The organism is Mycobacterium sp. (assembly GCF_035603715.1).
Classification (GTDB): Bacteria; Actinomycetota; Actinomycetes; order Mycobacteriales; family Mycobacteriaceae; genus Mycobacterium.
The window spans coordinates 1-2,828 of record NZ_DATNJW010000151.1 but is presented as its reverse complement, the minus strand read 5'-3'; the positions used below and the strand labels follow the sequence as shown (position 1 = coordinate 2,828).

Sequence of the window (2,828 nt, the reverse complement as noted above, 5' to 3'; positions counted from 1 at the left end):
CGACCTGCTTCGCCAATTCGGTCCAGCAGTGCAGCCGACTCCGTCGTAGGCCGCGAGGCAGACCACAATTCGAACATACATTCGATTGTAGCGGGAGCTTCCGACAACTAGCGCGACGGCAAGTCGGGCCGGTAGCGGGCCAGCAGACTCCGGACGGTATCCATCGCGGCGACGGCGCGGTCCTTGTCAACCGATTGGATGGCCATCAGCGGGATGTATTCGTCGTCGGGCAGATCGATTCGCGCCCAGCGGGCGCCGATCGGAAAAGACACCCCGACCACCTCTTCCCACGGCACCATCCGATCGCTGAGCACATTGCGTACGGACAGCCCGGCGGCGCCCACCCGCAGCCGTGGCCGGGCGAACAACAGCGCCAGCCCGGCAAGCACCAGCCCAAGCCCCGCCATCGCGATCTGGTCGGAGGTCTGGAAGATCACGCCGGTGGACCCGATCTTGAGCAGCAGACCGATCACCACGTGCGCCACGATGAGAATGACCGCCACGGCGTAGGCGACATAGGGCGTCAGGTGGGGCCGCAGTTGCACATCCCAGGTGGCCTGGTCGGGCTTGGCGGTCACGACTTTCCGCGCAGATGGCGCAGGGTCAACGCGGTGCTCAGCGCCGCAGCCGTGGCCTGGCCACCGTTGTCCTCAGTCGAGTCCGGCAGCCCCGCGCGATCCAGGGCCTGCGCCTCGTCGTTGGTGGTCAGCACACCATTGGCCACCGGGGTGGATTCGTCCAGCGAAACCCGTGTCAGGCCTTGAGTCACCGCGTCGCACACATAGTCGAAATGCGGTGTCTGCCCACGGATTACCACACCGAGAGCGACGACGGCGTCGTGGTTACGGGCCACAGCCTGCGCGACGACCGGAATCTCGATCGCGCCGCGAACCCGGACAATCGACGGGTCCTTGACGCCCCACTCGTCGGCGATTCTCTGGGCGCCGGCCAGTAATGCGTCACATATCTGCTTATGCCACGTGCTGACCACGATCGCCAGTGTGAGTGCGGAAGCGTCCTGCGACGCGATGTCGGGTACACCGGCACCGCTCATACGCGCGAATCCCGGGTCACAGGGCACCACCGAATTCGCCTGGCAGGTGAATGGATTCGTGATAGTCGTCCAGCCCGACGAGGTCATGACCCATCCGGTCACGCTTGGTCATCAAATACCGGATGTTCTCCGCATTGGCGCGCACCGGCAACGGCACCCGCTCGATGATGTGCAGCCCGTAGCCATCCAATCCGACGCGCTTGGCGGGGTTGTTGGTCAGCAGCCGCATCGAACGCACCCCGAGGTCGACGAGGATCTGGGCCCCGGTGCCGTAGTCCCGTGCGTCGGCGGGCAACCCGAGCTTGAGGTTGGCGTCCACGGTGTCGTCGCCGGCGTCCTGCAGCTGATAGGCCTGCAGCTTGTGCATCAGGCCGATGCCGCGACCTTCGTGGCCGCGCATGTAGAGGACCACACCGCGTCCTTCGCGCGCGACCAGCGCCATCGCGGCGTCCAGTTGCGGACCGCAGTCGCAGCGGCGTGAACCGAACACGTCCCCGGTCAGGCATTCGGAGTGCACGCGGACCAGCACGTCGTCGCCGTCGTAGTTGGGTCCGGCGATCTCGCCGCGGACCAACGCCACGTGCTCGACGTCCTCGTAAATGCTGGAGTATCCGACCGCCCGGAATTCGCCGTGCCGGGTCGGGATGCGGGCTTCGGCGATCCGCTCGATGTGCTTCTCGTGCTTGCGGCGATACTCAATCAGATCTGCGATAGCGATCAGCGCCAGATCGTGCTCGTCGGCAAACACCCGCAGCTCGTCGGTCTGCGCCATCGCGCCTTCGTCCTTTTGGCTGACGATTTCGCAGATCGCACCGGCCGGCGACAGTCCTGCCATTCGGGCCAGGTCGACAGCGGCCTCGGTGTGGCCAGGCCGCCGCAGCACGCCACCGTCCTTGGCGCGCAAGGGAACTACGTGCCCGGGCCGGGTGAAGTCGTCGGCGACGCTGTCCGGATCGGCGAGCAACTTCATCGTCGTTGCGCGGTCTGACGCCGAAATACCAGTTCCCACACCATGTCTCGCGTCAACAGTGACGGTATAAGCGGTGCCGTGTTTATCTTGGTTGACCGCATACATCGGCAGCAGTCCTAGCCGGTCGCAAATATCGCCGTCCAGGGGCACGCACAGGTATCCCGATGTGTAGCGGACCATGAAGGCGACCAACTCCGGCGTGGCCTTCTCGGCCGCAAAAATGAGGTCTCCCTCGTTTTCCCGATCCTCGTCATCCACGACGACGACAGCCTTGCCGGCCGCGATGTCGGCGATCGCGCGCTCGACCGAGTCCAACCTCGTCATCGCAGCCACCTCGTAAGAAAATTCCGCCCGTAGTCCACAGGCATTGCTTCCAGTATGAACCACCACGTCGGCCTAGTTATTGCCACTGCTCACTGAGTGGGCACGCTCGTCACAGCGATTCACCGCGAGCACTTGCGCAAAAGGATTGCAGAGGCTTCTCGTAGCTGATTCATAGCTTAGCTATTTAGCGTTCAGTACGTCGGGGGGCAAGTGTCCACTGAATATCCAAGTAGACAGGTGAAGGACCATGAAACTGAAGCAACTGATGGCCGGAGCGACCATCGCCGGCGCCCTTGGGGCAGCCGCGTTGGGCGTGGGGGCCGGTGCGGCCAGCGCCGCTCCGGGGCCGCAGGCCGGTGGCCATGGCGCACCCGCGGTCAGCCACACCGGACCCGCTCCCCAGGAGCCGGGCGGCGGAGGCGGCCATGGACCTGGCGGGCCGGGTGGACCGGGTGGAGCCGGTGGGCCAGGTGGCCCCGG

Annotated in this window: 3 protein-coding genes and 1 pseudogene; 1 reads left to right on the top strand and 3 read right to left on the bottom strand. The window is 65.2% G+C overall.

Annotated elements, in window-relative coordinates:
* Positions 1–107: 107 nt before the first annotated feature.
* Genes VN856_RS06990 through VN856_RS06980 form a run of 3 tightly spaced genes read right to left on the bottom strand, consistent with a single transcriptional unit; the run spans position 108 to position 2,348 of the window.
* Complete coding sequence (locus VN856_RS06990) at positions 108–578, bottom strand: PH domain-containing protein (protein WP_325687475.1); 471 nt, start codon at positions 576–578, stop codon at positions 108–110.
* Entirely contained in the window at positions 575–1,054 is a 480-nt protein-coding gene (gene ribH / locus VN856_RS06985) for a 6,7-dimethyl-8-ribityllumazine synthase (protein ID WP_325687473.1), read from the bottom strand. The genes VN856_RS06990 and ribH overlap by 4 nt, the downstream gene beginning before the upstream one ends.
* A gap of 16 nt (positions 1,055–1,070) precedes the next feature.
* The gene (locus VN856_RS06980; protein WP_325687471.1) at positions 1,071–2,348 is read right to left on the bottom strand and encodes a bifunctional 3,4-dihydroxy-2-butanone-4-phosphate synthase/GTP cyclohydrolase II; all 1,278 of its coding nucleotides are present in this window, start codon (positions 2,346–2,348) and stop codon (positions 1,071–1,073) included.
* Positions 2,349–2,595: 247 nt separating this feature from the next.
* Here VN856_RS06980 and VN856_RS06975 point away from each other — a divergent pair.
* Positions 2,596–2,828, top strand: a pseudogene (locus VN856_RS06975) (chitin-binding protein); the annotation flags it as partial.